The following is a 5,993-nucleotide window of genomic DNA, read 5'->3' on the forward strand; positions in this document are numbered from 1 at the left end:
ATTAAGTCGTCGGCAGCGTCAGATGTGTATAAGAGAAAGCACCCCGGGCGCGAAAAATGGAAAGTCCCGGAGACAACGGAATTCCCGAGCCCGTGTTCCGCCCGACAACAGGTCTGTTGTGCACCCGCGCACGTCCAGGGCTCCCCCTGGGCTTGGGGACGATGCGAGTCCGCGCGGGGATGCGTTCCCTCTTCGCAGCACGCCGCTTCCTTCCCAGGTGAGGGGGGCGGGTACCTCCCGGTCCTCCGCCTCGCGGGGGGCCGCCCTCGGGAGGGGCGTCCTGCTTGGAAGGAGTCGCATCATGAAGCGTTGGGGAATCGTTGGGTTGCTGGCGCTGGCTGCATGTGCGCCGGAGTCGTCCACGCGCGCCTCCGCGCAGGGGCAGGTGTGCCCGGGCATCGTCGCCGGAGGCATGTCCGGAGCGATGGAGGCCCGCCAGGGGCTGGATGACCAGCAGCCCTCGCGGATGGACGCGGACGGACGCGAGGCGGTCATCATCCGCTTCCGCCAGCAGGGCCGCACGCAGGCCGCGCACGTCACGGCGTCTGGCGCCAGCTTCACCGCCAGCACCGGCGCGAACGTGAGCGCCGTCTACCGCAGCATCCCCGCCGTGGCCGCGCGCGTGACGCCCACGGAGCGCTACGTGCTGGAGCGCAGCGAGCTGGTGGAGAGCATCGAGGCGGACCAGATCTGGAGCGCGCAGGGCCTGACGCCCGGCCCCTTCGCGCGGCTGGCACGCCAGGCACAGGCCGTCACTCCCGTGCCCGCCGACGAGTACACCGAAGGGCTGCGCCTGGTGGGGGCCCCGGAGGTGTGGGACTCGAACGGGGACGGCGTGCTGGACCCGGGCGCGCCCACGGGCGAGGGCGTGAAGGTGTGCGTCATCGACAGCGGGCTGGACATGGGGCACCCGGAGTTCCAGGGCGCGGTGGTGGCCAGCCACGACTTCCTGGACAAGGACGACGACGCGAACGACCAGGACGGCCGGGGCCAGTGGGGCCAGGGCCACGGCACGCACGTGGCGGGCATCATCGCGGCGCGCATGGGCCAGGGCGGCGCCACCGGCCCCCGCAACACTCCCGGCGGCATGGTGGGCGTGGCGCCCAACGCGTCGCTGCTCATCGCCCGCGTGCTGGACCTGCAGGGGCAGACGCAGATGAGCGTGGTCCTCTCCGCCATGGAGTGGTGCGACGACCAGGGCGCGCGCATCGTGTCGCTGTCCCTGGGCGGAGGCACGGCCACCCGCAGCACCGTGGAGGCGTTCCAGGCGCTGCGCAACCACGGCGTGCTGGTGGTCGCCGCCGCGGGCAACCAGGGCGGGCCGGTGCTGTACCCGGCGTCCGACCCGTCCGTGCTCGCGGTGGGTGCGGTGGACGCGAACGAGCGGCGCGCGAGCTTCTCCAACGCGGGCACGGAGCTCGCGCTGGTGGCGCCCGGCGTGGACGTGCTGTCCACCTTCCCTCGCGGGCTGGGCGCCTTCGCGCAGATGTCCGTGGACGACACGTCCCCCCTGTCGCGCTCGCTCCTGTATTCGCCCACGGGCGACACCTCCGGGCGGCTGGTGGACTGCGGCCTGGGGGATTCACTGGACGCGTGCCTGGAGGCCACCTGCGACGGCTTCGTCGCCTACGTGCGGCCGGGCGCGGTGCCCGTGGATCTGGCCATGGCCAACGTGATGAAGCAGGGCGCGAGCGCCGTCGTCTTCGGCTCCGACGACGGCCCCGCGGGCGGCGCGGTGAACATCTTCTCCCTGCCGCGCAGCGGCCACTGGGCCCCCGCCGTCAGCGTCAACCAGGCCGCCAGCACCATGCTGCGCCAGCGGCTGGGCGCGGACGCGCGGCTGTCCCTGGCCCCGGTGGACTACACCCACGTGTCCGGGACCTCCATGGCCGCGCCCTACGTGAGCGGCGTGGCCGCGCTCCTCTGGAGTGCCCGGCCGGAGCTCACGCCGCAGCAGGTTCGCGACGCCCTGGAGGCCTCCGCGCGCGACCTGGGCCTGCCGGGCCGCGACCCCGTGTTCGGTCACGGACTGGTGCGCGCGCAACACGCGCTGCAGCGGCTGCCGTGAGGCTCGGATGTTGAGGAACAGAAAAACGCGCCGTGTGACGAAATGGAGAACGCACTGCTGCGTGGAATGAAAGCGCGCCGGGATTGTACGTGGCGCGCACCGAGAGCTGCCGGGAAGGCAAGCCGCTCCGGTGCGAAAACCCTTTCAATCTTGAAGTGAGGATCTCCATGTTGCGAATTGCTGTTGCCGCTTTGGTCGTTGCCGCCACGGGTTGCGCCTCTTCGAGTGGCGCGGCGGCCGCGGCCCACTCGGGCAACGCCACGGTCACGGGCAGCGTCGCGTACCCCGCGAGCGGCCTGCAGGGTGACGCGTGCTCGTCGGTGCGGGTGAAGGTGACGGAGGACAACTCCGCGGCGCTGGGTTGGGGTGAGGTGAAGCAGAGCCGTAACAACCGTTGCAGCTTCAACGTGAGCGGGCTGCCGGACGGCAAGGAGCTGAACGTGGAGCTGACGGTGGACGCGGGCCTCAAGTGCGCCAACGGCGCGGCGCCCACGGTCACCCCGGGCCCTACGAAGATGAAGATCGCCAAGTTCGCCGCACCGGTGGTGAGCTTCAAGCTGGCCTGCGAGTAGTGCCCCTGACGTTGCGCTGAAGGGCTGCACGCGTGAAGGCCGGGCGCCCCCCAAACCGGGGCCCCGGCCTTCTTGCGTGGACGGCCGCATGCCCGGCGGGGGGACAGGGACCATTGATTGCTGAACACAAGGGCGCGAAGCTGCCCCGGCCCATGACTGGTCTCCGTCCGCGTACCGCCGTGCTCGCCCTGGCCCTGCTGGGGTCGGGTTGCGAATCCGAAGTGCCCTTTCCCACCGAAGACGAGCTGGATCAGCTGAGCGCCCTGCACACGCAGAGCGCGAAGCCGGAGGTGGACCCCACCAACACGGTGGGTGACAACGCGAACGCGGCGGCGCTGGGACAGCGGCTGTTCGAGGACCCCGGGCTGTCGCGCTGCGGGACGGTGTCCTGCAAGAGCTGCCACGCGGGCGAGTCCTACACGGTGGAGACGGCGACGGCGGAGGGCTGTGGAGGCCACCAGTCCGAGCGCAACCCGCCCAGCCTGTTGAACGTGGGCTACAGCCGCTGGTTCATGTGGGACGGGCGGGCGGACCGGCTCTGGTCCCAGGCGATTCTGCCGCTGACGAACCCCATCGAGATGGACTCGGACGCGGGCGTGGTGCGCGCACGGCTGGTGGCGGAGCCCACGTACACGGCGGCGTACACGCAGCTGTTTGGCAAGGCGCCGGCGGACGAGTCCGACCCGGACCGGGTGATGGCCAACGTGGGCAAGGTGCTGGCGGCGTACCAGCGCACGCTCAACCGCAACGACGCGCCCTTTGACGCGGACGTGCGGCGCTTCCTCCAGGCGGTGGAGGCCGGCACGCAGGAGAAGGACCCGGCGTACCTGGGCCTGAAGACGTTCATGCGCAAGGGCCAGTGCGTGGTGTGCCACAAGGGCCGCTCGCTGTCGGACGACAAGTTCCACAACCTGGGGCTGAAGGACTCCGGCGCGGGGAAGCGCGGGCAGGCGGACGCGGTGGACGCGCTGGTGTCCTGGCCGTTCAACGCCGCGGGCAAGTACAGCGACGCGCCTGTCGGCACGGACGCGGCGCGGCTGTCCACGCTGAAGGCGCAGGCGCAGAGCAAGCCCACGGAGGTGGAGGGCGCGTTCCGCACGCCCACCCTGCGCAACGTGGCGCTGAGCGCGCCGTACATGCACACCGGCGCGGAGAAGACGCTGGAGGACGTGGTCGACTTCTACAACGAGGGCGGCGACGCGGACGGCAGCTTCGTGGGCGTGCGCACGGAGACCATCGTCAAGCTGGACCTGAGCAGCGAGGAGAAGCAGGCGCTGGTGACGCTGCTCAAGTCCATGACGGGCGTGGCGAAGTAGGCTTCAGCGCACCAGGTGGAAGGACGTCTGACGCTGGAAGGCCCAGTGCACGGCGCCTTCCGCGTCCACCACGACGTCCTCCTCCTGGGAGGAGCGCACGGGCTGGTCCTTCCACTCCGGCACGGGGCTGGTCGCCTGCAGCTCGATGGAGAACCAGGAGCTGGGCATCACCTTGTGCTCGCCGTTGCCGGGCACGCCCTCCTGGCGGTCCCACATGCCAATCATGGGGCCGGCGCCGTGGCCGTGCAGGCCAATGGGGTGTGAGTACACGCTGCCGTTGATGCCTTCCGACTTCATGCGGGTGAGCGAGGCGCGCAGCACCTCGTTGCCGGTGCGGCCGGGCTTGATCTCCCCCTTGACGATGTCCTGGAGCCGGTTGGACGCCTTGAGCGCGGCCTTGAGGCCCTCGGGGGCGTCCGTCTCGCCGTCGCGCAGCACGTAGCCCATGTGCTGGGTGTCGGTGTTGAGGCGCAGCGCGGTGACGCCGAAGTCGCAGTGGAGCACGTCGCCGCGCTGGATGACGGGGTTGTCGCCCAGCCCTTCGTCGGTGGCGCCCTGGCGCTGCACGTCCACGTCCGGCTGGAACCAGGTGTCCAGGCCCTGGTCAGCCAGTTGCTGGCGCATCCACCACTCCACGTCCTGCGGGGTGGTGGTGCCGGGGGTGATGACGGCGTTGGAGAAGGCGGTCTGGATGAGGTTCCAGGCGTACTTCTGGAGGTCGGCGTAGAAGCGGACCTCGTCGGCGCTGCGCCAGCCGAGCACGTCCAGGGGCAGGCCGCCGGCGGGCTTGAGGCGCTTCACCCAGGTGGGGCCCAGGGCCTGGGCCATGCCTTCGTATTCGCCGTGGGTGAGGCCGTCCGCGAAGGCGATGGCGGGGGACACGTTGATGGCGATGGAGTCCGGCTTGCGCTCCTCCACGACCTGCTTGAGGAGCAGCCACTGTTCAGGGCCCAGGAGCTCCGCGGCGCGCTGCGAGCCGCCCCGGTCCACCATCATCGGGGCGCGGCGGGCTTCATAGAGGCCGCCCTGGGTGCTGCCGCCCAGCGCCAGCCGCTCCACGCCCTGGGAGCCGCCGCGGTCGAAGAAGACGTAGATGGTGCGGCGGCGGGCGGAGAAGGTGGTGGGCGAGACGAGCGCCTTGAAGACGGGGTCCTCGTTGTACTCGCGCATGGGGACGACCCACATGCGCACGCCGTACTTGCGCATGAGCTGGGGCACGCCGGTCTCCAGCCGTTCCTGGAGCCACGCCTGCTGGCGGGCAGCCTGTTCGCGCAGCGTGCCGAAGGGGCGCACCGGCGCGGCGGGGGCCACGGGAGCCACGGCGGGAGCAGCAGGCGCGGCGGCGGCGACCGGGGCCTCGGGCTTCGACGGGGCGGCGGGCGCGGTGGCGCAGGCGGAGGAACAGACGAGCGGGACGACGAGCAGGTGTTTCCAGGAGCGCATGGGCGCGCAGTCTGTCACGCGCTCCGGCACGCCGCGCGGCGGAATGGCCGCTGGGAACCGCCGTTGTCAGTCATTCAAGGGAAAGCCAGACACGCTGTCCTGGCTTCACTTTGAATCCGTGGAGTGTCTGCCCAAGCCCCCGGACTATTCGCCCGGAGTGGCCTGGGCCACGGCCGGGGCGGGGACGTACTCCTCGCTCGTGGCGAGGGTGCCCAGCTCGTTCACTCCGCCCACCACCAGCACCGTGCCCCGACGCAGCCACAGGGCTCCCGCTTCGCCTCGCGGCTCATGCAGTGTGGGCGCGGGTGTCCAGGTGCCCCTTGCCGGGTCGAAGCGCTCCGCGGAGGCCAGCGTGCCTCTCGATGAGTGCTCGCCGCCCACCACCAGCACCGCTCCCTCCGGCGTCACCAGCGTCGCGTGGTGTTCGCGCGGCACCTCCGGCGCCGCCACCGGCTCCCAGGTGTTGCGCTCCGGCACGTACACCTCCGCCGTTCGCGCCGCCTGCGTCGTGGTGCCTCCCACCACCAGCACGCGTCCGTCCGGGAGCAGCGTCACCGTGTGCCCCAGCCGGTGCGTGCCCGCCGCGCCTCCCAC

5 protein-coding genes are annotated in these 5,993 nt (G+C 71.2%); 3 read left to right on the top strand and 2 right to left on the bottom strand.

Features of this window, described 5'->3' with window-relative positions:
- Positions 1 to 301 precede the first annotated feature (301 nt).
- From D7W81_RS39250 to D7W81_RS39260, 3 genes are all read left to right on the top strand, one after another.
- Positions 302 to 2,068, top strand: a complete 1,767-nt coding sequence (locus D7W81_RS39250; protein ID WP_120560455.1) for a S8 family serine peptidase — start codon at positions 302 to 304, stop codon at positions 2,066 to 2,068.
- A gap of 167 nt (positions 2,069 to 2,235) precedes the next feature.
- Positions 2,236 to 2,640 (top strand): hypothetical protein, encoded by a 405-nt coding sequence (locus tag D7W81_RS39255; RefSeq protein ID WP_120560458.1) that lies wholly within the window; start codon positions 2,236 to 2,238, stop codon positions 2,638 to 2,640.
- 152 nt (positions 2,641 to 2,792) lie between these two features.
- Positions 2,793 to 3,956: a cytochrome-c peroxidase gene (locus tag D7W81_RS39260; RefSeq protein ID WP_120560456.1), complete on the top strand. Its 1,164-nt coding sequence runs from the start codon at positions 2,793 to 2,795 to the stop codon at positions 3,954 to 3,956.
- 3 nt (positions 3,957 to 3,959) lie between these two features.
- Here the strand turns inward: D7W81_RS39260 and D7W81_RS39265 are convergent, their stop codons facing one another.
- Both D7W81_RS39265 and D7W81_RS39270 read right to left on the bottom strand, forming a co-directional pair.
- Complete coding sequence (locus D7W81_RS39265; RefSeq protein WP_120560457.1) at positions 3,960 to 5,399, bottom strand: M24 family metallopeptidase; 1,440 nt, start codon at positions 5,397 to 5,399, stop codon at positions 3,960 to 3,962.
- A 144-nt stretch (positions 5,400 to 5,543) separates the two neighbouring features.
- Positions 5,544 to 5,993 (bottom strand): Kelch repeat-containing protein (locus D7W81_RS39270; RefSeq protein ID WP_279637937.1); only part of this gene is annotated, 450 nt, incomplete at its 5' end.

The organism is Corallococcus aberystwythensis, assembly GCF_003612165.1.
Taxonomy (GTDB): domain Bacteria; phylum Myxococcota; class Myxococcia; order Myxococcales; family Myxococcaceae; genus Corallococcus; species Corallococcus aberystwythensis.